Source organism: Pseudonocardia sp. 73-21 (assembly GCF_001899645.1).
Classification (GTDB): domain Bacteria; phylum Actinomycetota; class Actinomycetes; order Mycobacteriales; family Pseudonocardiaceae; genus Pseudonocardia.
Genome location: NZ_MKVV01000111.1, coordinates 127,753 through 150,421, shown reverse-complemented (window position 1 = coordinate 150,421; position 22,669 = coordinate 127,753). Strand labels below are relative to the sequence as shown.

Annotated in this window: 24 protein-coding genes; 7 read left to right on the top strand and 17 right to left on the bottom strand. The window is 73.2% G+C overall.

What is annotated here, in order from left to right; genetic code table 11:
* Positions 1-28 precede the first annotated feature (28 nt).
* Positions 29-1,141 carry a TerD family protein gene (locus BGP03_RS35535; protein ID WP_298800997.1) on the bottom strand — a complete coding sequence of 371 codons (1,113 nt, stop codon included), beginning with the start codon at positions 1,139-1,141 and terminating at the stop codon, positions 29-31.
* Between the two features lie 20 nt (positions 1,142-1,161).
* On the bottom strand, positions 1,162-1,764 hold the full coding sequence (locus BGP03_RS35530) for a hypothetical protein (protein ID WP_296373201.1): 603 nt from the start codon (positions 1,762-1,764) through the stop codon (positions 1,162-1,164).
* 26 nt (positions 1,765-1,790) lie between these two features.
* Here BGP03_RS35530 and BGP03_RS35525 point away from each other — a divergent pair, with 26 nt between their 5' ends.
* From BGP03_RS35525 to BGP03_RS35505, 5 genes are all read left to right on the top strand, one after another.
* Positions 1,791-1,997, top strand: a complete 207-nt coding sequence (locus tag BGP03_RS35525) for a DUF4177 domain-containing protein (RefSeq protein ID WP_298800998.1) — start codon at positions 1,791-1,793, stop codon at positions 1,995-1,997.
* A 9-nt stretch (positions 1,998-2,006) separates the two neighbouring features.
* Positions 2,007-2,915: a 1,4-dihydroxy-2-naphthoyl-CoA synthase gene (locus BGP03_RS35520; RefSeq protein ID WP_296373198.1), complete on the top strand. Its 909-nt coding sequence runs from the start codon at positions 2,007-2,009 to the stop codon at positions 2,913-2,915.
* Positions 2,916-3,025: 110 nt separating this feature from the next.
* Positions 3,026-4,177 (top strand): o-succinylbenzoate--CoA ligase, encoded by a 1,152-nt coding sequence (gene menE, locus BGP03_RS35515; protein WP_298801000.1) that lies wholly within the window; start codon positions 3,026-3,028, stop codon positions 4,175-4,177.
* Between the two features lie 127 nt (positions 4,178-4,304).
* Positions 4,305-5,675 carry a hypothetical protein gene (locus BGP03_RS35510; RefSeq protein ID WP_298801001.1) on the top strand — a complete coding sequence of 457 codons (1,371 nt, stop codon included), beginning with the start codon at positions 4,305-4,307 and terminating at the stop codon, positions 5,673-5,675.
* Between the two features lie 10 nt (positions 5,676-5,685).
* The gene (locus BGP03_RS35505) at positions 5,686-6,567 is read left to right on the top strand and encodes a 1,4-dihydroxy-2-naphthoate polyprenyltransferase (RefSeq protein ID WP_296373192.1); all 882 of its coding nucleotides are present in this window, start codon (positions 5,686-5,688) and stop codon (positions 6,565-6,567) included.
* On the opposite strand, the gene BGP03_RS35500 is transcribed toward BGP03_RS35505, so the two are convergent.
* On the bottom strand, positions 6,523-6,861 hold the full coding sequence (locus BGP03_RS35500) for a DUF4229 domain-containing protein (RefSeq protein ID WP_298801002.1): 339 nt from the start codon (positions 6,859-6,861) through the stop codon (positions 6,523-6,525). The two genes, BGP03_RS35505 and BGP03_RS35500, sit on opposite strands and share 45 nt — an antisense overlap.
* Positions 6,862-7,058: 197 nt before the next feature.
* On the opposite strand from BGP03_RS35500, the gene BGP03_RS35495 reads away from it, so the two are divergent.
* Both BGP03_RS35495 and BGP03_RS35490 read left to right on the top strand, forming a co-directional pair.
* The gene (locus BGP03_RS35495) at positions 7,059-7,283 is read left to right on the top strand and encodes a BldC family transcriptional regulator (RefSeq protein ID WP_296373189.1); all 225 of its coding nucleotides are present in this window, start codon (positions 7,059-7,061) and stop codon (positions 7,281-7,283) included.
* 92 nt (positions 7,284-7,375) lie between these two features.
* Complete coding sequence (locus tag BGP03_RS35490; protein ID WP_296373187.1) at positions 7,376-7,591, top strand: hypothetical protein; 216 nt, start codon at positions 7,376-7,378, stop codon at positions 7,589-7,591.
* A gap of 15 nt (positions 7,592-7,606) precedes the next feature.
* Here the strand turns inward: BGP03_RS35490 and BGP03_RS35485 are convergent, their stop codons facing one another.
* The 14 genes from BGP03_RS35485 to BGP03_RS35420 form a co-directional block, all read right to left on the bottom strand.
* On the bottom strand, positions 7,607-9,061 hold the full coding sequence (locus BGP03_RS35485; RefSeq protein WP_298801003.1) for a MinD/ParA family protein: 1,455 nt from the start codon (positions 9,059-9,061) through the stop codon (positions 7,607-7,609).
* A 106-nt stretch (positions 9,062-9,167) separates the two neighbouring features.
* Positions 9,168-10,088 (bottom strand): c-type cytochrome biogenesis protein CcsB, encoded by a 921-nt coding sequence (gene ccsB, locus BGP03_RS35480; RefSeq protein WP_296373238.1) that lies wholly within the window; start codon positions 10,086-10,088, stop codon positions 9,168-9,170.
* A 1-nt stretch (position 10,089) separates the two neighbouring features.
* Positions 10,090-11,577, bottom strand: a complete 1,488-nt coding sequence (locus tag BGP03_RS35475; RefSeq protein WP_298801063.1) for a cytochrome c biogenesis protein ResB — start codon at positions 11,575-11,577, stop codon at positions 10,090-10,092.
* Positions 11,578-11,684: 107 nt separating this feature from the next.
* Complete coding sequence (locus tag BGP03_RS35470) at positions 11,685-12,461, bottom strand: cytochrome c biogenesis CcdA family protein (protein WP_296373183.1); 777 nt, start codon at positions 12,459-12,461, stop codon at positions 11,685-11,687.
* Between the two features lie 66 nt (positions 12,462-12,527).
* Positions 12,528-13,118, bottom strand: coding sequence for a TlpA disulfide reductase family protein (locus BGP03_RS35465; RefSeq protein WP_298801004.1), 591 nt, complete (start codon positions 13,116-13,118; stop codon positions 12,528-12,530).
* Positions 13,115-13,747 carry a histidine phosphatase family protein gene (locus tag BGP03_RS35460; RefSeq protein WP_296373179.1) on the bottom strand — a complete coding sequence of 211 codons (633 nt, stop codon included), beginning with the start codon at positions 13,745-13,747 and terminating at the stop codon, positions 13,115-13,117. Before BGP03_RS35460 ends, BGP03_RS35465 begins: the two co-directional genes overlap by 4 nt.
* Entirely contained in the window at positions 13,744-15,060 is a 1,317-nt protein-coding gene (gene hemL, locus BGP03_RS35455; RefSeq protein WP_298801005.1) for a glutamate-1-semialdehyde 2,1-aminomutase, read from the bottom strand. Before hemL ends, BGP03_RS35460 begins: the two co-directional genes overlap by 4 nt.
* A gap of 44 nt (positions 15,061-15,104) precedes the next feature.
* Complete coding sequence (locus tag BGP03_RS35450; protein WP_298801006.1) at positions 15,105-15,782, bottom strand: hypothetical protein; 678 nt, start codon at positions 15,780-15,782, stop codon at positions 15,105-15,107.
* Between the two features lie 13 nt (positions 15,783-15,795).
* Positions 15,796-16,608: an RDD family protein gene (locus BGP03_RS35445; RefSeq protein WP_296373173.1), complete on the bottom strand. Its 813-nt coding sequence runs from the start codon at positions 16,606-16,608 to the stop codon at positions 15,796-15,798.
* A 69-nt stretch (positions 16,609-16,677) separates the two neighbouring features.
* Positions 16,678-17,652: a porphobilinogen synthase gene (hemB, locus tag BGP03_RS35440; RefSeq protein WP_296373171.1), complete on the bottom strand. Its 975-nt coding sequence runs from the start codon at positions 17,650-17,652 to the stop codon at positions 16,678-16,680.
* A gap of 108 nt (positions 17,653-17,760) precedes the next feature.
* Positions 17,761-19,302, bottom strand: a complete 1,542-nt coding sequence (locus BGP03_RS35435; RefSeq protein ID WP_296373169.1) for a bifunctional uroporphyrinogen-III C-methyltransferase/uroporphyrinogen-III synthase — start codon at positions 19,300-19,302, stop codon at positions 17,761-17,763.
* Positions 19,299-20,264 (bottom strand): hydroxymethylbilane synthase, encoded by a 966-nt coding sequence (hemC, locus tag BGP03_RS35430; RefSeq protein WP_296373167.1) that lies wholly within the window; start codon positions 20,262-20,264, stop codon positions 19,299-19,301. The genes BGP03_RS35435 and hemC overlap by 4 nt, the downstream gene beginning before the upstream one ends.
* Complete coding sequence (locus BGP03_RS35425; RefSeq protein ID WP_296373165.1) at positions 20,261-21,622, bottom strand: glutamyl-tRNA reductase; 1,362 nt, start codon at positions 21,620-21,622, stop codon at positions 20,261-20,263. The genes hemC and BGP03_RS35425 overlap by 4 nt, the downstream gene beginning before the upstream one ends.
* Positions 21,619-22,395 (bottom strand): redox-sensing transcriptional repressor Rex, encoded by a 777-nt coding sequence (locus BGP03_RS35420; RefSeq protein WP_296373163.1) that lies wholly within the window; start codon positions 22,393-22,395, stop codon positions 21,619-21,621. Before BGP03_RS35420 ends, BGP03_RS35425 begins: the two co-directional genes overlap by 4 nt.
* Positions 22,396-22,669: the final 274 nt, after the last annotated feature.

The window sequence follows — 22,669 nt, the reverse complement described above, 5'->3', positions numbered from 1 at the left end:
TGGCCTGCGCCTCGTCAATCTCTGGCGATCACCGCAATCCGCGCACCACGTTCTCCGCCGGGCCGTACATCGCGCGGGCGGTCTTGCCGTCCTGGAACTCGCCGACGGCGGTCATGTCCCACGCGTCACCGCTCCGGTGCAGCACGCTCATGATCACGCCGGTTCGGGCCTCCGAGTCGGTGAGGTCGAAGCGCACCAGCTCGGCGTTCGTGTCGAGGTCGATCAGCCGGCAGTAGGCGCTGCGGACGTCGGTGAACTTCTGCCCCTGGAACGAGTTGACGACGAACACCAGCGCCGCCGCCTCGGCCGGGAGACGGGAGAGGTCCACGACGATCGTCTCGTCGTCGCCGTCCCCGTGGCCGGTGAGGTTGTCGCCGGAGTGCTCGATGGCGCCGCGGTAGGCGCTCTTGCTCATGAACCAGACCGCCTCCACCTTCTTGCCGCGGCCGTCCACGACGATCGCGGACGCGTCGAGGTCGATGTCGCGGCCGGACGCGGCGGGATCCCAGCCCAGCCCCATCGCGACGCGCCGCAGGGCGGGCGCACCGGTCTTGACCAGGGAGACGGTCTGCCGCTTCTGCAGCGAGACCCGGCCCTTGTCCAGGTTGATCTTCCCCGACGACGGGGCGGCGGGTTCCGCAGCGGCCGCGGGAGCCTCCTCCTCCACCGTGATCCCGTAGTCGGCGGCGATCCCGGCCAGCCCGTTGGCGTAACCCTGCCCGACCGCCCGCACCTTCCACTCGGCGTTGCGGCGGTAGATCTCCACGCACAGCAGCGCGGTCTCGGGGCCGAGGCCGTCGGGTTCGAAGACCGCGAACGGCTGCCCGCCGACCGCGACGTCCATCCGCAACCCGCCCAGCGCGCCGAACGTGGCCGGCCCGCGGCCGTCGAGGCTCGCGGTGACCACGACCTTCTGCACGGCGGCGTCCACCGAACCGGGGTCGACGTCGACGCCGGCCGGGTCGTAGCGCACGCCGTTCGCGGTGGGCTGGTTGTAGAACACGAAGTCGGCGTCGCCGCGGACCTTGCCGCCCTCGGCCACCAGCAACGCCGAGATGTCGACGGGGGCGGCCGCCGTCACGCGCACCGTGACGGGACCGGCCGGGAGTGAGGCGTTCGCGCCTTTCGGGAGGTTCTGCACGCTCCCGATCCTGCCAGGGATCAGCCCGCGGGGACCGGCTCCCGCTCGGCGGGCACCGGGCGGCGAGCCGCGGCGAGCAGCGCGAAGCCGACGGCGTAGCCGAGCATCGCCAGCGCGCCGTAGGGATGGAAGATGTGGAAGCGGTAGAACGCCCACGCCGAGACCAGCAGCACCACTGTGCCCGGCAGGACCCGCAGCCCGTCGCGGGGGAACAGGGCCGCCGCGGCCAGCACGGTGGAGGTCGCGAGACACCACACGCCGATGTGGCCGAGCTCGTCGCCCACCGCGAACAGGTCGAGCACGGCCTGGCTGCCGCCGAGCCGCTCCGTGACGATGCCCGCGCTGATCCCCGAGATCGTGTCGAGCGCGGTGTAGAGGCACGCGAACAGGTAGGCGCCGATCCGGGCGACCCATGCGAGCGCGCCCGGGAGACCGCCGCGCACGCCCCGCAGCACCAGCCACATGGCGCCGGCGAGCAACGGGAAGAGCGGGATGAGCGGGATGTGCAGCTGCCACCACATCATCGCCGTGGTCTCGTCGAGGAACGCGGGATGGATCAGGCCGAACCCGGCCAGGACCGACCCGGGTACCGCCGCCACGACCGCCGTGATCCACACCTTCATGCGGTCAGACTGGCAGGGTGGGTGGCATGGCGCGATACGAGTACCGGGTCCTCCAGCTGCGTGAATCCATGATCGGCGGGAAGCTCTCGGCCGACGAACCGGAGAAGCTCCGGGGCGACGAGGCCGCCGACGGGTGGCGGCTCAAGGCCATCACCAGCACCGAGGTCAAGGGGCGCGTCGGCCCGGGTGGCGTCGACGGCCTGCTCGTCACGCCGGAACGCCCCACCAACTAGCCTCCGACGGTGGCTGAGACCGTTTCGGAACTGTTCGATCCTGCGGCGTGGCGGGAGGTGCCGGGGTTCGACTTCGCAGACATCACCTACCACCGCGCCGTCGAGACCGGCGCCGTGCGCATCGCGTTCGACCGGCCGGAGGTGCGCAACGCGTTCCGTCCGGGCACGGTCGACGAGCTCTACCGCGCGCTCGACCACGCCCGCCAGACCTCCGACGTCGGCTGCGTGCTGCTCACCGGCAACGGCCCGTCCCCGCGGGACGGCGGCTGGGCGTTCTGCTCGGGCGGCGACCAGCGCATCCGCGGCCGCACCGGCTACCAGTACGCGTCGGGCGACACCGCCGAGACCGTCGACCCCGCGCGCTCGGGCCGGCTGCACATCCTCGAGTGCCAGCGCCTGATCCGGTTCATGCCGAAGGTCGTCATCTGCGTCGTCCCCGGGTGGGCTGCGGGCGGCGGCCACTCGCTGCACGCCGTGTCGGACCTGACCCTGGCCAGCGCCGAGCACGCCCGGTTCAAGCAGACCGACGCCGACGTGGGCTCCTTCGACGGCGGCTACGGCTCCGCCTACCTGGCCAAACAGGTGGGCCAGAAGTTCGCCCGCGAGATCTTCTTCCTCGGCCGCACCTACACCGCCGAGCAGATGCACCACATGGGCGCGGTGAACGAGGTGGTGCCGCACGCCGAGCTGGAGAAGGTCGCCCTGCAGTGGGCGAAGGAGATCAACGGCAAGTCCCCGACGGCCCAGCGGATGCTGAAGTACGCCTTCAACCTCACCGACGACGGGCTGGTCGGCCAGCAGTTGTTCGCCGGCGAGGCCACGCGGCTGGCCTACATGACCGACGAGGCCGTCGAGGGCCGGGACGCGTTCCTGCAGAAGCGCACCCCCGACTGGGACGCCTACCCCTGGCACTACTGACCGTCACCGGTGCTTCGTCGGAGTCGGTGAACTGCGGGCGGCCGCGAAACGCAGGCGCGGACGGGTTCGACGAGCGGGTGGGTCACGGCGTCGGGGGGTTGAATGACGCCGTGACACCAACAGTCGCCGTCCGCGTCGACGGATCACCCGAGCGGGTCGCGGCACTCGGCTCCGCGCTCGCCGATGCCCTCGACGGCGGGCCGGCCGTCCTCCCGCTCGGCCCGGACGCGCCGGAGCCGGACGTCGCCGCCGGGCCCGGGACGGCGGTGGTGATCGCCACCTCCGGCTCCACGGGCGAGCCCAAGCTGGTGGGACTCTCCGCGGCGGCGATCAGGGCGTCCGCCGCCGCCACCGCCGCCCGGCTCGGCGGCCCCGCCCGGTGGCTGCTGGCCCTGCCGGCCGAGCACGTGGCCGGCATCAACGTGATCGCCCGCGCCCTGCTGGCCGGCGCCCCACCCGTGGTGCAGGACCTGCACGCCGGCTTCCGCCCCGACGACTTCGCCGCCGCGTGCGCCGAGCTCGGGGACGGTCGCCGGTACACCAGCCTCGTGCCCACCCAGCTGCTCCGCGTCCTCGACGGCGACGGCCCCGCGCTCGACGCCCTGCGCGGCTTCGACGCGGTGCTGGTCGGCGGGGCCGCGCTGGAGGCCGGGCTGCGGGCGCGGGCCGTCGAGGCCGGGGCGCGGATCGTCACGACCTACGGGATGAGCGAGACGTGCGGTGGCTGCGTCTACGACGGGGTGCCGCTCGACGGGGTGGTGGTCGACCTCGATCCCGACGGTCGCGTCCTGCTCGGCGGCCCGACGCTCGCCGGGGGCTACCTCGGCCGCCCGGACGAGACCGCCGCGGCCTTCGCCGACGGGCGGTTCCGGACGGGCGACCTCGGCCGGTGGGCCGACGGGCGGCTGGAGATCCTCGGCCGCGCCGACGACGTGATCATCACGGGCGGCGAGAAGATCGCCCCGGCCGCCGTGGAGCGGGTGCTGGCGGCCCAGCCGGGCGTGCGGGCGACGTGCGTCGTCGGGGTGCCCGATCCCGAGTGGGGACAGGCCGTGGCCGCGGTGGTCGTCCGCGACGGGACCGACGGCGGCTGGGCGGAACCGCTCCGTGCCGCTGTCCGCGCCGAGCTCGGCCGCGCGGCCGTGCCGCGGCGGATGCTGGAGGTCGCCGAGATCCCGGTGCGCGGGATCGGCAAACCCGATCGCTCCGCCGTCACACAGCTCGTGACCAGAGGTGGCGACGATCTGCATTCTTCCGGGTGACGCGGGGCCGTACACGTTGGGTGTGATCACTCTGCGTTGATTGACCGCTACAGCCTCATCGGGTGTGCTGCGCCCCGGGACAGCACTCCTGTCCCAACAGTCACACGGGGAGAACCACAGCATGCGGATGAGGCTGCGCAGCGCGGCACTGTTCACGGTCGCGGCCGCACTCACAGCCGCGGCGGTCACACCGGCCGCCGCCGCCACCGGAGCACCGGCCGCCGTCGCCACCTGGGACGTCGACCTCGGCGCCGGGGAGGCGAGCGGCGTGGAGGTGACCGACGGGTCGGCCCGGCTCGACCAGGCCAGCGCGTTCGTGGCCCCGCTGGACCAGGGTGGCCTCGCCGAGGGCGGGCAGGGCGTGCCCACCGGCCTGCTCACGCTGCCGGCGCAGATGCTCCCCGCGCGCACCGACCGGGTGGACAGCACGGTGGTCGGCGACGTCCCCGCCGGCAGCACCGCCTCGGTCGACGTCCGCGGCCTGCGCGCGAACGGCAACTGGACCGAGTGGATCCCCTCCTCCCCCGGGGCCGGAACGGCCACGACGACGCTCCCCGAGGCGACCTCGCAGGTCCAGGCCCGGCTCGTGCTGACCGGTGGGGGCACGGCCGTGCCCTCCGTACGCACCGTGAGCCTCACCGCCCGGCCCGCCTCGACCCTGACCGAGAGCACCGCGGACACCGACGGTGCTGCGCTGAACTACCGCGTGTTCGCCACGCGGGAGGGCCTCGCCGGCGGCACCACCGCGAACGGTCACGTGATCGCCGACCGCGACCACTTCGTCGCCCTGCCCTCCCGACGCGCACTGTCGCCCAACGGGAAGAGCGACTACTCGGTGAAGGTCTGCGCCGGCAACGGGAAGTGCGCCTTCGCGCCCGTGTGGGACGTGGGCCCGTGGAACACCAAGGACGACTACTGGAACCCCAGCGCGCAGCGCCAGTCCTGGAACGACCTCCCCCAGGGCACGCCGCAGGCCCAGGCCGCCTACAAGGACAACTACAACGGCGGCAAGGACCAGTACGACCGGAAGGTGGCGAACCCGGCCGGCATCGACCTCGGTGACGGCGTGTTCTGGGACGACCTGGGGCTCAAGGACAACTCCTACGTCACCGTCTCCTACCTGTGGACCGGCGACGTCCGGCTCTCGAAGATCGTCGGGAACGACCCGGTGGACGTGCTCGCCGCCCCCGACACCGCCGCCGCGGTGGTCGGCGTCGCCGCCGAGGGCGCTGCGGTGCCCGTCGAGTGCACGCTGACCGCGGGCGGCAGCTCGTGGCTGCAGATCGGCTTCGGCCAGTTCGTCCTGGCCGCGGCGGTGCCCCAGGCCGGCCAGGTCCAGACCTGCGCCGCCACCCCGACGACCGCAGCCACGCCGCAGGCGACGGCCACCAGCGCGGCACCGACCGCGGCCACCGCACCCTCCACCACCGCACCCTCCACCACCGCACCCTCCACCACGAAGCCGACCGCGAAGGCCCCCACCCCCAGCGCCGGATAACGTCTCGACCGTGGCAACTCCTGCGCAGTGGATCGAGGGCGCCCGCCCGCGTACCCTCCCGACGGCCGTCTCCCCCGTGCTGGTCGGCACGGGCGCGGCGATCGGGGCCGGGACGGTGGCCCCGGGCCTGGCGCTGCTGGCCCTGCTCGTGGCGGTGGCGCTGGTGATCGGCGTCAACTTCGCCAACGACTACTCCGACGGCATCCGGGGCACCGACGACGACCGTGTCGGCCCGCTGCGGCTCGTCGGGTCGAAGGTGGCCTCGCCCGCGGCCGTGCGCACCGCGGCGCTGGTCAGCTTCTCGATCGCCGGCCTCGCCGGCCTCACGCTCGTGTCGCTGAGCCGGCAGTGGTGGTGGATCGCGGTCGGAGTGGTCTGCGTGGCCGGGGCCTGGTTCTACACCGGGGGCAAGCGCCCGTACGGCTACGCGGGGCTCGGCGAGGTGGCGGTCTTCGTCTTCTTCGGCCCGGTGGCCGTGCTGGGCACCGCCGTGACGCAGAGCGGCGCACCCGGCGCGCCGGTGATCGCCGCGTCGGTGGCGGTCGGCATGCTCACCTGCGCCGTGCTGGTGGCCAACAACCTGCGGGACATCGCGGGTGACGAGGTGGTCGGCAAGCGCACCCTCGCCGTGGTGCTCGGCGCCACCGACACCCGGCGCCTGTATGTGGCGTTGGTCACGGTTCCGTTCGTTCTGTCAGCCCTGGGCGGCCTGCGCAGCTGGCCCTTGCTCATCGCTTTACTCGCGGCACCCCTGGCCGTGGTGCAGGCCCGCCGGGTGCTGGGTGGGGCCGACGGCCGGTCGCTGATCCGCGTGCTGGGCCAGACCGGACTGCTGCTGCTGGCGTGGTCAGCCCTGACCGCTGTGGGGCTGGCGCTCGGCAGCGTCGTCTGAGCCGTCCGCACCGGGCTCCGCGTCGCCGCGCAACCGCGCCCGCAGGGCCTCCCGCTCGGCGCCGCGCCGCTCCCCGGCCACCGCGATGGCGGTGTCCAGACGGGTCCGCAAGCCTCTGAACAGCACCATCGACAGCGGCAGCGCCACGATCAGCCCGATCAGGATCGCGAGGATGACCGGAACACCGGCCAGGGCGAGCAGCCCGGCGACGATCGCCACGAGGACGAGGCGTGCGAACGCGTAGAGCGCTACGGTGGCGACGAGGCCGGGCTCGCGCGTCCCGTCAGAGGTCATGTCCCCACCTTACGACCGCCCCGGTGGAGCCGCCCGAAACCCGTGTGTTGCCGCCGTGAAGACTGTCCGGTTCGTCCTTTAGGAGCCCTTTACCTCCGGACAACCGTTCGAGTACGTGGGGTCCGAGGTGTCACGATGGCCCGGATAGCTGAGGTACCCGCTGGGGCCACTCAGTCGGCAACATCCTGGAGGTCGTCATGACCGTCACCACGCAGAACAGCGGCACCGAGCGCCTGCTCACCCCGGGCGAGGTGGCCACGCTCTTCCGCGTCGACCCCAAGACCGTCACCCGCTGGGCGTCCGCCGGCCGGATCGGCTCGATCCGCACCCCGGGCGGCCACCGCCGGTTCCGCGAGTCCGAGGTGCGCAGCATGCTGGCCGACCTCACCAGCGAGGCCACGCTTCCTCCCGCGCACGCCTGACGTCCATTCGGCGACGCCGACCGACGCGATGACCGACACGTCACCTCCTTGTCACCGGTGAACAGCTAGCCTCGACGGTGGAGGTGGTACCGATGTTGTTCCTCATCGCGTTCGTCGGCGCCGCGGTCATCGCCCTGGTGCTGTGGAGGGCGATGAACACCGCCGGCGCGGATACCCCGCAGCAGCAGGTCGGGCGCCCGCAGGCCCCACCCCCGCGCATGCGGGTCAGCGGGCCGGACGACGATCCCGACTTCCTGCGTCAGCTCGACGAGAAGGTCAAGCGGCGCGACGATCCCCCGCTCGCCTGACCGACCCGCGGGCCGTCAGCCGGTCGGCGCCCCTTCGAAGGCGTCGGCCACGGCGGCCGCGAGCTCCAGCAGCGCGAGCCGCGTGGCCGGCTCCAGCCGCTCCAGGTCCACCTCCGCGCCCTCCTCGAGGTGTGCGTCGAAGGGGATGCGCACCACCTGACGGCAGCGGGCCTCGAAGTGCTCCGCCACCCGGTCGAGGTCCACACCTCCTGCGGAGCGGTGCACGCAGTTGATCACCGCCACGGCGTTCGACACCAGGTCACCGTGGCCGTGCGCCTCCAGCCAGTCCATCGTGGCCGACGCGCTGCGCGCCCCGTCGATGGAACCGGACGACACCACGATCAACTGGTCGGCCACCCCGAGCACGCCGTACATCGCCGAGTGCATCAGGCCGGTGCCGCAGTCGGTGAGCACGATGTTGTAGAAGTGCTCGAGCAGGTTGACCGTGCGCCGGTAGTCGTCCTCGCTGAACGCCTCCGACACCGCCGGGTCCTGCTCGCTGGCCAGCACCTCCAGCCGGGACGGCCCCTGCGAGGTGTAGGCCCGCACGTCGGTGTAGCGGCGCACGCGCTGGGCGTCGCGCAGCAGGTTGCGCACGGTGGCGCTGGTCTCCAGCGGGATCTTCTGGCTCAGCGTGCCGCGGTCGGGGTTGGCGTCCACGGCCACCACGCGGTCACCGCGCAGCGACGAGAACGTGGCGCCCAGCGTGGCCGTGACCGTGGTCTTGCCCACGCCGCCCTTGAGGCTCAGCATCGCGATCTTGTAGCAGCCCAGGAGCGGCTGGTTGACCCGCACGGTGAGCTCGCGGCGGTGGACGTCGGCCTGGCTCTCGCCCGGGTTGATCATCCGGCCGGACAGGACGTAGACCATCCGTCGCCAGCCCGACTGCGGCGGGCGCTTCGCCGGCTTGAGCAGGCGCACCGACGACAGGTCGGACGTGCCGGGGTTGCGCGCCTGCTGCGCCTCCTGGGCCGCCACGGCCCCCGGATCGGTCCAGCGGGCGGTGCCCCGGGGCGGGGTGTCGACCGGTGCGGCGGGCAGCGGCGGGGCCGCCTGGGACCGCGGGGCGGGCAACGACGGGGAGGGCGCAGGTGGGGTGGGCGGGGGCGCCGACGCCGGCGGCACCGACGCGAACGGCGGGACCGGGCCGGTTCCGCCCGGCCGCTGCGTGACCCGCAGCGGGGGTGGGGGCACGCTCGGGAACCCGCGCGTGGGGGAGGCCTGCGGCACCGCGGCCGGGGCGGGACCCGTGGCCTCCACGGCCGTCGCACCGGCGTCGGTGGACTCCGAGCGGGGCTCGGGGACCACGTCCTCCTCCGGCGCCTCGGGGGCGGGCTGCACGGGCCCGACGTAGGGCCGCGTGCCCCGCGACTGCCGCCGGGGCGAGGCCCCCCACTGCTCGCGCACGTAGCGGCCCACCGAGCCGTCCGGGTAGTCCTCCCGGTCGCCCTCGGACTCACGCTCCGTCATCTACACATCCCGCCGAACCCGTTGTGCCGACCGTTCACCTTGCTCATCTTGGCCGACGGTAGTCGCGCGACCCCGCCGGGTCGAGGCGCGGACGGGTGGCGTCACGTCAGCCGGGGAGCCCGGCGTAGGAGTGCAGGCCCGCGACCACCATGTTGATGAAGAACAGGTTGAAGATCATCACCGCGAAGCCCAGCACGTTGATCCAGGCGGCCCGTTCGGCCCGCCAGCCGGCGGTGGCCCGGGCGTGCAGGTACGCGGCGTAGACGACCCAGGCGACGAACGCGACGGTCTCCTTGGGGTCCCAGCCCCAGAACCGGCCCCACGCGGCCTCGGCCCAGATGGCGCCCGCGATGACGGCGAACGTGTAGAGCGGGAAGCCGATGATCGTGACGCGGTAGGCGAGCCGGTCGAGCACGTCGGCCGAGGGCAGCTTGGCGGCGAACTCCGGCAGCTTCCCCGAGCGGCGCAGCAGGAACAGCAGGCTGGCGACGCCCGGCACCAGCAGCAGGCCCGACGCGATGCTGATCGTGGTGACGTGGATGACGAGCCAGTACGACTGCAGCGCGGGCATCACCGGCTGCGCGGGCGCGTAGAGCACCGTGCCGCCCAGGAACAGCAGCACGACCACCGGGAACAGCACGAACATGCCGACCGGGCGCATCGACGGCGTGCGGCGCAGCATCACGATCCACGTGACCATCGCGGCGAGCGTGATGGCCGAGGTGAACTCGTACATGTTGCCCAGCGGCCAGCGCTCGGCGGCGAGCCCGCGCAGGACGATCGACACGAGGTGCAGGCCGACGCCGAGCACCGTCAGCGAGACGGCCATGCGGCCGTAGCGCTCGGAGCGGGGCCGGGCCGGAGCCTCCTCCACCTCGACGTCGGGGCCGCCGGCCCCGACCAGCACCTGCTTGGAGGCCCGCTCGGCGGCGTACTCGACGCCGTGCAGCACCATCGCCAGCACGTACACGGCGACGGCGGCCATGTAGAGGCGGTCGCTGTAGAGGGCGAGGTCGGTGAGGACCATGTCAGTCATCCTTCTTCGCTAGGTCCGCCCGGAGGCGGTCGAACTCCTCGCCGTACCCCGCGCGGTCGGTGCGCGCCAGGCCACCGATCTCCACGACCGTACGTTTCACGCCGTCGTCCCCGGTGATCGGGGTGAGCCGCGCCCAGAACCGCCGACGCCGGATCGTCAGCGACGAGAACAGGCCCAGGAGCAGCAGGATCGCGAACGCCAGCACGTAGTCCTGGCCCGGGTCGTGGCTGACCTGGAGGTTGACCCACCGCTGCACGCCGTCGAACGTCACGACGGTGCCGTCGTCGAGCGTGGTGGACTGGCCGGGCACCAGGTTGACCCGGGCCACCCGCTTCAGCGCACCCGAGTCGATCTTGCTCTGGTCCACCTGGAAGATCGACTGGCCGCGCCCGTCGTCGAGGCCGAGGTCGCCACGCAGCACGTCGACGGCCACCTCGGGATCGCGCAGGTCCGGGAAGACCGACGTGATGACCTTCCCACCGGAACTGGTGGGCGCGAAGATGCCGGTGATGGCGAGGCCGGTGAGCTTGCGCTGGGCCTCGTCGGTGACGCCGGGGCGGGCGAACTTCTGCGTGCCCTGGGCCAGCATCGTGGTGGGGTCCACGGTGTTCCACTGGGTCTGGCCGGTGCGCTTCTGCCCGTCCGGGAACGTGACGGTGAAGCGCGGCGCGTAGCCGTTGCCCTGCAGGTAGACGCGGCTGCCGTCGAGGCGCAGCGGGTTGTTGACCGCCAGCGGGAACGGCCGCCAGGTGGTGACGCCGGCGTCGAGATCGGCCCGGGTCTGGTAGCCGATGGCCGCGTCGAAGCTCTGGGCCTGGCCGTTGGCGAGGTAGTCGGCGGTGAACGAGTCGACCTTGACGCAGAACGGGTCGAGGTTCGTGCCGTCCACGCGCAGCCCGGCGCGGAACGAGTCGTAGCCCAGGATGCCGGTGTTGCAGAACTGCCCGCCGCCGGCCTGGACGATGACCTGCCCCTCGTAGCCGTAGAGCTTGCCCGCGGCGAACCCGAGCAGCAGCCCGATGAGGCTCAGGTGGAACACGAGGTTGCCGGCCTCGCGCAGGTACCCCTTCTCCGCGGAGAACGTCGTGGCGGTCTCCGTGCGCCGCCAGCCCTTGAGCCGGGTGCGGATCCGCGTCGCGGCCTCGTCGGCGTCCATGTCGAGGGTGAACTCGTCGTGGTGGGGCAGGCGGGCGAGGTTGGTGGGCACCGCGACCGGCCGCTGCCGGAGACCCTTCAGGTGCTCCCACGCCCGCGGCAGCACGCACCCGACCAGCGAGATCATCAGCAGCAGGTAGATGGCGGCGAACCACGGCGACGCGAAGACGTCGAAGAACCCGAGCCGGTCCAGCGTGGGCGCGAGCCACGGGTACTGGGTGAAGTAGGAGTCCACCAGCGTCTGGTTGAGCGACCGCTGCGGCAGCAGCGCGCCGGGCAGCGCGGCGACGGCGAGCAGGAACAGCAGGATCAGCGCGGTGCGCATGGAGGTGAGCGAGCGCCACGCGTTGCGCAGCACCACCCACGCGAGTCGGGCCCTGGGCGCGCGCGAGTCGGGGCTTCCGTGCGGGCGGGTCGGGGTCTGGGTGGCCATCAGATCACCGGCACGTAGTTCGCCACCGAGGTCTGCAGCTGGGCCAGCAGCCCGCCCCACAGCCCCGTGAGCAGCAGTACCCCGACCGCGACCATCAGCACCCCGCCACCGATCTGGATCGTCCGCGTGTGGCGGCGCAGCCAGCCCAGCGCCCGCACGGCTCGCGAGGCGCCGAGGGCGATGAGCACGAACGGCACCCCGAGGCCCGCGCAGTAGGCGATGGTGAGCACCACGCCCCGCAGCGAACCCCCACCCGTCCCGGCGGCGACGGCCACGACCCCGGCCAGCGTCGGGCCGATGCACGGCACCCAGCCCAACCCGAAGACCGCGCCGAGCAGCGGCGCGCCCCACAGCCCGGCGCGCGGCACCCAGTGCACGCGGCGCTCGTTCTGCAGCACCGGGATGAGCCCGACGAACGCCAGCCCCATCGCGATCATGACGACGCCGCCGACGCGTTGCAGCACGGCCTCGTTGTCCACCAGCGCGTCCGAGAGCCACACGACGCCGACGAGGATCGTGCCGAAGACCACCGTGAACCCGGCGACGAACAGCCCGGCCGCGCCCGCGACCCGCCACTTCCCGCTGCGCTCCTGCTCGGCCTCGGAGACCGTGACGGGCGGCGAGTCGGCACCGACCAGCCCGGCGAGGTAGGCGAGGTAGCCCGGGACCAGCGGCACCACGCACGGCGACGCGAAGCTGACCGCGCCCGCCAGCACGGCCACGGCCGCGGCGAGCAGCAGTGGGCCGGAGACCGCCAGCGTGGTCGAGGGATCCATCGCCCATGAGGGTAAGCCTGCGCGGGTGGTCCCCGCGCATCGGGTTCTACACGTTGTAGTGGATCGTCAGCCGGACGCCGGCGCGGGCTCGGCGGCCAGCTTCTGGATGAGCGGGATCAGCACCGGCACGCGGATCGGCTGCAGGTACACCGCGGCCACCCGGTGCTGCTTGTCCAGCACCACCGTCTGGGGCACGACGTTGCGGGGCAGGCCACCCAGGGCGGCCAGGCTGCGGCCCGACGCGTCGAAGATCGAGTCGTAGGTGAGGCCGCGGTCCTTGACGAAGTCGGAGGCGGCCTGCCGGTCGTCCTTGACGTCGATGCCCAGCACCGTGCCGCCGATCGACGCCGTTCGCTGCTGCACGAACTCCAGGTCGGGGGCCTCGGTGCGGCACGGCCCGCACCACGATCCCCAGATGTTGATCACGACGATGCGGCCGGTGTAGTCGGCGAGGCCCACGTCCTGGCCCGTCTTGAGCAGGCTCGGCCCGGAGAGGGCCCCCACCGTGCCGCGGGAGGCCGGGTCGTCGTAGGTGATCTCGGTCCGGCCGTTGGGCGCCACGAACTGGAACGTGCCGCCGATGGCGACCGCGTCCTTGCTGGTGGAGCAGCCGGCGAGCAGGGCGAGGGCGGCCAGCAGCAGCGCGAGGCGTCTCATGCGCCGGTGGTGGTCGGGTCGCTCGCCCCGGCGGGCTCGGCGTAGCGCAGGCCCGTCAGCTCCGTGTCGGTGAACACCAGCGACGTGATCGACGCCAGCGCGCACTCCCGCTTGCGGGGGTCGTGCCACAGCCGCTTGCCCTCGACGAACCGGCGCAGCGTCCAGATCGGGAGCTGGTGCGACACGCACAGCGCCTCGTGGCCCTCGGCGAGGATGCGGGCACGGTGCACGGCGCCGAACATGCGGTGCGCGATCTGCAGGTAGGGCTCGCCCCACGAGGGTGTGAACGGGTCGCGCAGCAGCGGCCAGTTGGCCGGGCTGCGCAGGGCTCCGTCGCCGACGGCCACCTTCTTGCCCTCGAACCGGTTGCCCGCCTCGATCAGCCGGTCCTCGGTGACGATCTCCAGCCCGTGTGCGGCGGCCGACGGCGCGGCCGTCTCCTGCGCCCGCTGCAGCGGCGAGGCGACCACCGCGGTGATGTCGGCGTCGGCGAGGTGCTTGGCCACGACCTCGGCCTGGTCGCGGCCGGTGTCGGACAGGTGGAACCCGGGCAGCCGGCCGTAGAGGATCTTGTCGGGGTTGAAGACCTCGCCGTGGCGCAGGAGGTGGACGACGGTGGTGGTGCTCACTGGCCCGCCTCCGCCGGAGACGTGGCCGTGGCCGCCGCCTTCGCCGCGAACGGCAGCGCCGCCTCGATCACGCCGAACGTGTCGTCGTCGAGCGCGGCCGAGACGAACCACGCCTCGAACGCGCTGGGCGGCGGGTACACCCCGCGTTCCAGGAGCGCGTGGAAGAAGGCCGGGAAGCGCCAGGTGGCGGCGGCCTGCGCGCCGGCGTAGTCGCGCACCTGCTCCTCGGCGAAGAACACCGAGAGCATGTTGGCGGCGTACTGGACGCGGTGCGGCACGCCCTCGGCGCTCAGGGCGTCGCCGATCATCCGGCCGAGCCGCTCGGAGTTGGCGTCGAGCGCGGCGTAGACCGCGGCGTCCGCGGTGCGCAGCGTCGCGAGCCCGGCGGCGACGGCCACGGGGTTCCCCGACAGCGTCCCGGCCTGGTAGACGGGCCCGGCCGGCGCGAGGTGGGACATCAGCTCGACCGAGCCGCCGAACGCCGCCGCCGGCAGCCCGCCGGACATGACCTTGCCGAACGTGTAGAGGTCGCCGGCCACGCCGTCGATGCCGAACCAACCGGCGGGCGAGACGCGGAAACCGGTCATCACCTCGTCGACGACGAGCAGCGCGCCGTGGGAGTGGCAGAGGTCGCGCAGCCCGGCGTTGAAGCCCGCCACAGGGGCGATGGCGCCCATGTTGCCCGCGGCCGCCTCGGTGATCACGCAGGCGATCTCGCTGCCGCGCTCGGCGAAGACGGCGCGTACGGCGTCGAGGTCGTTGTAGGGCACGACGATCGTGTCGGCGGCCTGCGCGCCCGTGACGCCCGGGCTGGTGGGCAGGCCCAGCGTGGCGACGCCGGAGCCGGCCTGGGCCAGGAGCGCGTCGACGTGGCCGTGGTAGCAGCCGGCGAACTTGATGATGCCCGTGCGGCCGGTGACGCCGCGGGCCAGCCGGATGGCGCTCATCGTGGCCTCGGTGCCGGAGTTGACCAGCCGCACCTGCTCCACGGGCGCCACGCGGCCGATGATCTCCTCGGCCAGCTCGATCTCCGCGGGCGTCGGCGCGCCGAAGGACAGCCCCTGCCCCGCGGCGGCGCGCACGGCGTCGACGACGGCGGGGTGCGCGTGGCCCAGGATCATCGGGCCCCACGAGCTGATGAGGTCGACGTAGCGGTTCCCGTCGGCGTCGGTCAGCCAGGGACCGGCGGCCGACACCATGAACCGTGGCGTGCCCCCCACCGAGGTGAACGCACGCACCGGCGAGTTGACGCCGCCGGGGATGACGGCCGACGCGCGGGCGAAGAAGGCAGCAGAGGTCTCGGTACCGAGCACACGGCCAGTCTTACAGCCGGGCCGCGGTCCGGCCTGCGGCGGGGCTACCGGGGGCGGGAGAAGAAGCGGTTCGAATCGGGCAGGAACAGGATGACCGCTCCCCCGATGGTGGCCACCAGGAGGAACGCCACGAACCCGACCACACCGCCCGCCGTCCCCCCGCTGACCAGCCCCGCAGCCAGCAGCAGGACGAACCCGACCGTCAGCACGGCGATCACGATCCGGGCCCAGTTGCGCCCACGGAACGCCAGGACGGCCAGCAGCAGGTAGACGAGGGCCACGACGATCATGATCCCGAGCAGCAGCTGGACGGCCTGCAGGATGAGTTCGGGCGTACCGCCGGCCTGCACGACGCGGGCGTCGTTCAGCACCTCGGCCGGGATGTCGGCGGCGGTGATGGTGGCGAGCCCGGCCACCCCGCCCACCAGGAAGGGCAGCGCGGCCAGCACCATCAGCACCAGGGCCAGCACCATCAGCCCGGGTCGTTTCACGGGCTCCGGCCCGGCCTTCCCCCACCCCGGCTGGGCCGACCCGCCGTACGGGTCGTAGCCGGCGCCGTAGGGCGTCTGGCCCGGCGCCGGGTAGGGATGCTGGTAGCCCTGCCCCGGCAACGGGCTCGACGCGTACTGCCCCGGCTGCTGGCCCGCCCGGTAACCCCCCGTCTGGCCGTAGGGGTTGTAGGCGGGGTGACCCTCACCCCGGGGGTCCTGCGGTGTACTCACGGATCCAACCTAGCTACTGGGCCTTGATCACGATCGTGTTCGTCCACTTGTCGTGGAGGGCGCGGCGCAGCGGCTGGTCGGTCAGGACGAAGATCGCGTCGACGAGCGAGAAGATCGCCAGCGCGAACAGCACGATGCTGCCGAGGACCGGGATGAACAGCACGATGCCCGCGACCAGGATCCAGCCCGGGTAGAGCAGCGCCCGCTTGGCCAGCGTGGCCGGGTCGGGCTTGCTGCCGTCGGCCATCACGAGCCGGGTCTTCATCACGATCTTGCCGACGGTCTGGCCGTTGCGCGAGTGCATGAAGAAGTCGTAGCCACCGTACAGCAGACCGAGAACGACGTAGATGACGGAGACGCCGGCGAAGATGCCGGTCGCGGAGGTGGCGGTCGAGATGATGATGCCCGAGAGGATCGAGCCGATGACGCCGCCGATGATGCCGAGGATGGCGCCGTCGATGATGCGGGCGACCAGGCGCTCCCACCACTCCGGGATGACCCCGGGCGCGCCGGGCGGGATCGGCGCCGGGCCGCCGTAGCCGGCCTGCTGTCCGTAACCGGGCGGCGGGTAGGCGCCGGGCTGCTGCTGGCCGTACTCCTGCGGCGGCTGGCCGTAGCCCTGCGGCGGCGCCTGGCCGTACCCGGGAGGAGCCTGCTGCCCGTAACCGGGAGGAGGCTGCTGGCCGTAACCGGGAGGCGGGTAGCCACCCTGCTGGGGGTAGCCCCCCTGCTGCGGCGGCGGACCGTACCCGGGGGGTGGGCCGTAACCCGGCGGAGGCTGCTGACCAGGCTGACCCGGGTACTGCGGGTCCGAAGGCGACGTCATGGGCCGAAAGGTATGGCCGACCACGGATCGTGTCCAGAGTGAGGGTCCAACCGTGACACTGCTGTTGGATCAGTCGAGCCGGGCGGCGACCTCGGTGGCCCAGTAGGTGAGCACGACGTCGGCCCCGGCGCGGCGGATCCCGGTGAGCGTCTCCAGGATCGTGCGGTCGCGGTCGATCCAGCCGTTGGCGGCGGCGGCCTCGACCATCGCGTACTCCCCCGACACCTGGTACGCGGCCACGGGCACGTCGGCCACCTCGGCCACGGCGCGCAGCACGTCGAGGTAGCTCATGGCCGGCTTGACCATCACCATGTCGGCGCCCTCGTCGAGGTCCAGGGCCAGCTCGCGCAGCGACTCCCGGATGTTCGACGGGTCCTGCTGGTAGGTCTTGCGGTCGCCCGTGAGCTGCGAGTCGACGGCCTCCCGGAACGGGCCGAAGAACGCCGAGGCGTACTTCGCGGTGTAGGCGAGGATGCCGGTGTCGAGGTGGCCGGCGGCGTCGAGGGCGTCGCGGATGACGCCGACCTGGCCGTCCATCATGCCGCTGGGGCCGAGCAGGTGGGCGCCGGCGTCGGCCTGGGCCACGGCCATCTGCGCGTACACGGTCAGCGTGGCGTCGTTGTCGACGGAGCCGTCCGCGGCCAGCACGCCGCAGTGACCGTGGTCGGTGAACTCGTCGAGGCAGGTGTCGGCCATGATCACCGTGGCGTCGCCGACCTCGGAACGCAGGTCGCGCAGCCCGACGTTGAGCACACCGTCGGGGTCGACGCCGGCCGATCCGGTGGCGTCACGGGTCTCGGGCACGCCGAAGAGCATCAGCCCCCCGACCCCCGCCGCCACGGCCTCGGCCGCGGCCTTCCGCAGCGAGTCGCGGGTGTGCTGCACGACGCCCGGCATCGACGCGATCGGCGCCGGCTCGGTGGCGTTCTCCTTGACGAACATCGGCAGGATCAGCTGCCGGGGCCGCAGGGTGGTCTCGGCGACGAGCCGTCGCAGGGCCGGGGTGGACCGCAGCCGACGGGGCCGGTGGGTGGGAAACGCCATAGGCCGAGGGTAGCCCCGTCCGGCAAGCGTCTCCCGAGTGACAGCAAAGCCACTTTGCTGGCACGTGGCGACAGCAAAGTGGCTTTCCTGAACCTGGCCGTGGGGGATCTAGCGGCGGCGGGCCTTCGCCTTGCGCGGGGGCGGGAGGGCGCCCTCCGCGCGCAGGCGCGCCGCGTGGGCGGCCAGGGCGTCCACCAGTGCGGGGACCCTCGCCTCCTCCGGCTGCACGTCCACCCGCAGGCCGAACTCGCGCGCCGTCTCGGCCGTCTGCGGGCCGATGCACGCGACGATCGTGCGGGCGTGCGGCTTGCCCGCGATGCCGACGAGGTTGCGCACGGTGCTGGAGCTGGTGAAGCACACCGCGTCGAACCCGCCGGTCTTGATCGCCTCGCGGATCGGCGCGGGCGGCGGGGCCGCCCGGACGGTGCGGTAGGCGGTGACGTCGTCGATCTCCCAGCCGCGGTCACGCAGGCCGGCGGCGAGGGTCTCGGTGGCGATGTCGGCCCGCGGGAGCAGGACGCGGTCCACCGGGTCGAGCACGTCGTCGTAGGGCGGGAAGATCGAGAGCAGGCCCTCGGACGAGGTCTCGGCGGGCTCGGTCTCGTTGGGGACGAGCTCGGGGTTGATGCCGAACTCGCGCACCTTCTCGGCCGTGGCCGCGCCGACGCACGCGATCTTGACGCCGGAGAACGCGCGGGCGTCGAGGCCGAACTCGGCGAACTTCTCCCACACCGCACGCACGGCGTTGGTGGAGGTGAACACGACCCACTGGTAGCGGCCGTCGACGAGGCCCTTGACGGCGCGCTCCATCTGCGTGGGCGAGCGCGGCGGCTCGACGGCGATGGTGGGCACCTCCTCGGCGGACGCGCCGTGCACGGCGAGGCGCTCGCTCATGGCCCCGGCCTGGTCCTTGGTGCGGGGCACCAGCACGCGCCAGCCGTACAGCGCACGCGACTCCCACCACGACAGCTCGTCGCGCAGCCCGACCTCGGCGCCGATCGTGAGGATCAGCGGCCCGTCCAGGTCGGAGCCCTCGGACGCCAGCGTGGCCAGCGTGGCCTGCACGGTCTTCTGCGAGGTGGTGGTGCCGCTGGAGGTGATGGCGACGGGGGTCTGCGCGGGCACACCGTGCTCGGTGAGCCCGGAGACCACCTCGGTCAGGTGCGCCACCGTGGCGTGCAGCACCAGGGTGCCGGGGGCCGCGGCGAGCAGCGCCCAGTCGACGCCGGCGCGGACGTCGGCCTCGACGTGCGCCGAGCCCAGCGGCACCCCCGCGTAGGCGGGGACGGCGGTGCCGGCCGGGACTCCCGGGACGATGTCGAACGCCACCTCGGCGCCGGCCACCGCGAGGGCCTCCTGCACCACGGGGTCGACGGTGAGCGGGTCGCCGCTCACCAGCCGGACGACGGTGCGGCCGGTGCGGGCCTCGGCGACCAGGTCGCGCGCGACGTCGGCGGGCTGGCCGACGGCGGGACGCACCTCGGCCCCCTCCGCGACGAGCGCGAGGATCGACTCGGGTACGTCGGCGTCGGTGATGATCAGAGGGGCGTTCGCCAGCGCGTCACGCGCGCGGACGGTGAGGAGGCCGGGGTCGCCGGGGCCGCTGCCCACGAAGGCCACCCGGCCGGAGGTTGATGGTGCTCGTGTCATTGGTTGGAACTCCCGATCCAGCGGTTCTCTACGGTGGCCCACCCGCCCGCAAGCGAGTCGCCCCCCATGTCGAGCAGCTCGGCGGCGAGTGCCGCTCCGAGCTTCTCGGCGTCGTCCAGGTCTCCGGTCGCCGACGCGCGCAGGAGCGCTCCGTCGGTGGTGCCGACCACGGCGCGCAGCGAGATGCGATCCACCACGCGCCCGTCGTCGTCTAGATCCGACACAACGTCGGCCAGCGCCCCGATCGGAGCACTGCAGTCTGCTTCCAGGCCGGCCAGCAGCGCGCGCTCGGCGCCGACGGCGGCCCGGGTGTACTCGTCGTCGAGCACCTCGGTGAGGGTTCGGGCCAGGTCGAGGTCGGCGATCCGGCACTCGATGGCGAGCGCGCCCTGTGCAGGGGCGGGGAGCATCTGCACGGGGTCGAGCAGTTCGGTGGCCTCGTCGACGCGGCCGAGCCTGCGCAGGCCGGCCGCCGCCACGACGACGGCGTCGAGCTCGCCGGAGGTGACCTTGCCGATGCGGGTGTCGACGTTGCCGCGGATGGCGACGACGTCGAGGCCGAGGCCGAGCGCGTCGAGCTGGGCACGGCGACGCGGCGAGCCGGTGCCGACGCGGGCGCCCACCGGGAGCTCGCCGAGCACCTTGCCGTCGCGGGCCACCAGGGCGTCGCGCGGATCCTCCCGGGACGGCACGGCGGCGATGACCAACCGCGGGTCGGGCGCGGAGGGCAGGTCCTTGTAGGAGTGCACGGCCACGTCGACGTCGCCGGCGGCGAGCGCGTCGCGCAGGGCCGAGACGAACACGCCCACGCCGAGCTCGGCGACGGGCGCCGAGGAGCGGTCACCGGGGGTGGCGACCTCCACGAGCACGGCGTCGTGGCCGGCGGCGCGCAGCCGCTCGGAGACGAGGCCGGACTGGGCCACGGCGAGCTTGCTGGGGCGGGTACCGATGCGGAGCGTCATCCCTTCCCCTCCTGTTCCGGACGGGCTTCGAGCGCGGCCAGCACGTCACCGCTGCGCTGCAGGGCGACGGCGGCGGGCGCCGTCGGGTCGAGTTCGAAGAGCGTTCGCAGGGCAGCGGCGTAGCTGTCGCCGTCCGGGCCCTCGGCGAGGCGCTTGACCTGCACGGTGGGCGTGTGGAGCAGCTTGTCGACGACCCGGCGGATGCTGCGCGTGAACTCGTCGCGCACGTGCCCGTCCAGGTCGGGGAGCCTCGAGCCGAGCCGCAGCAGCTCGGCGTCGATCACGTCGGAGGCGCGCCGCCGCAGTGCCGTGACGGTGGGCGTGACCTCGGCGGAGCGCTGGGCCGCGATGTAGGCCTGGGCCTCCTCGGCCACGAGCTCCTGGGCGGTGGCCACGGCCGCGCCGCGCTCCCCGCCCGCGAGCCGGCGCTGCAGAGCGACGAGATCGACGACGGTGACGCCGGGCAGGGTCGCGACGCCGGGGTCGACGTCCCGCGGCAGGCCCAGGTCGCACACCGCGAGCGGACGGCCTCCGCGCAGGGCGACGGCGGCGGCCACCGTCGCACGCTCCACGACGGTGCCGACCGCCCCGGTACACGCGATCATGAGGTCGGCGTCGGTGAGCGCGTCGTGCAGGGCGTCGAGCGTGCCGGCGCGGGCGGGGGTGCCGTGGCCCAGCGTGGTCTCGGCGAGGCGCTCGGCCCGCTCGGGCGAGCGGTTGAGCACGACGATCTCGGCGGCCCCGGCCCGGCGCAGGTGCGCGGCCGCGAGCGCTCCCATCGCCCCGGCGCCGACCAGCACGGCGCGGCGTCCGGCGAGGGCACCGCCCAGGGAACGGGCGGCGTCATTGAGGGCCTCGGAGACCACGGACGCGCCCGCACCGTCGATGCCGGTGCTCGCGTGGACCTTCTTGCCCACCCGCAGCGCCTGCTGGGCGAGCTCGTGCAGGGAGCGGCCGACCGTGCCGGCCTCGTCGGCGGTGGCGTAGGCGGTGCGCAGCTGGCCGAGGATCTGGGCCTCGCCGACGACCATCGAGTCGAGCCCGGAGGCGACGGCGAACAGGTGCTGCACGGCCGAGCCCGCGTAGTGGACGTAGACGTGCTCGGTGAGCTCGGTGAGCGGCATGCCGGCGTGGCGGGAGAGCACGGCGGAGACGTCGGCGAGCCCGCCGTGGAACGCGTCGACGACCGCGATGACCTCGATGCGGTTGCACGTGGAGAGCAGCACGACCTCGGACACGTGGACGCCGTGCAGCATCTCGTCGAGCAGCTTGGGCACGTCGTCGACACCGACGGCCGCCCGCTCGAGCACCTCGACGGGAGCGCTGCGGTGCGACAGCCCCACGACCAGCACACTCATGAGTGGATTCCTCCCGAACCGTTGACGGTCCGATTGTCGGCCGCCCCGTTCACGAGTGCATGCCCGTTCGTCGTGCCCGTTGTCACGCCGGGATGGTCGAGGTTCCGGCGGGCGACGTGGAACGCGAGGATCTGCAGCTCGACGGCCAGGTCGACCTTGCGCACCTCGACGTCGGCGGGCACCTGCAGCACCACCGGCGCGAACGTGAGGATGCACTGGACGCCCGCGGAGACCAGCAGGTCGCAGACGGCCTGCGCGGCCGGACCGGGCGTGGCGATCATGCCGATCGTGACGCCCCGCTCGGCGGCGATGCGCGGGATCTCGCGGACGTGCTCGACGAGGATGCCGTTGATGTGGATGCCCACGAGGTCGGGGTCCACGTCGAACAGCGCGGTGACCGGGAAGCCGCGGCCGTCGAAGCCGCCGTAGCCGGCCAGGGCGTGGCCGAGGTTGCCGACCCCGACGAGTGCGACGGCCTGGCGGTGGTTGAGCCCCAGCGACTGCTCCAGCTGGTGCACCAGCGGACGCACCTCGTAACCGACCCCGCGGATGCCGTAGGACCCGATGAACGACAGATCCTTGCGCAGCTTGGCCGGGTTGACCCCCGTGACCGCGGCGAGCTCGTCGCTGGACACCGTCTCGGCGCCCTGCTCGCTCAGCTCACCCAGCGTGCGCAGGTAGAGCGCGAGCCGGGCGACGCTGGCCTCGGGGATGGACCGCAGCCTGGCGACGTCGCCCACACCTTCGCGTTCCGCCTCCGGCGGCACGGTCACGGTCTCTCCTCGCTGACGTCCTCGATGCTTGCCGAAGGCCCACACACCCCGTGGAGGGACGTGACACCGGGACGGATACCCCGGGTCCGGGTCTTGACGGCGACTGGGTTCCACGGTAGCCGCTTGTGAACGCACGCACAAAGTTGCGATCTTGAACGGGATCGTGTTCGCGGAGCGGCGTACCGGTGACCGCGACCGGACGCCCGCTCGTCGCCCGGGAACGCCGCAGGGGCGGTTCCGGGAGAACCGGAACCGCCCCTGCGGACGTCGCACT